This window comes from Planktotalea sp., assembly GCF_050633725.1.
In the GTDB taxonomy this organism is placed as follows: domain Bacteria; phylum Pseudomonadota; class Alphaproteobacteria; order Rhodobacterales; family Rhodobacteraceae; genus Planktotalea.
On sequence record NZ_JBOEHB010000034.1, the window covers coordinates 796 to 1,058 of the forward strand.

Sequence of the window (263 nt, forward strand, 5' to 3'; positions counted from 1 at the left end):
GGTAGAGAATACCAAGGCGCTTGAGAGAACTATGCTGAAGGAACTCGGCAAATTGCATCCGTAACTTCGGGAGAAGGATGCCCCCATTGAAGGCAACTTTGATGGGGGGGCACAGAATAGGGGGTGGCGACTGTTTATCAAAAACACAGGGCTCTGCGAAGTCGCAAGACGACGTATAGGGTCTGACGCCTGCCGGGGGGCTGAAGGGGAGAAGGAGGGGTGCAAGCTCCGAATTGAAGCCCAGGTAAGCGGCGGCCGTAACT

At 55.9% G+C, this 263-nt stretch carries 1 rRNA gene (running past one end of the window); it reads left to right on the forward strand.

The features are described from left to right. Positions 1-263 (forward strand): 23S ribosomal RNA (locus tag ACRBCU_RS18490); its annotated part reaches 795 nt to the left of the window's first position; the annotation flags it as partial.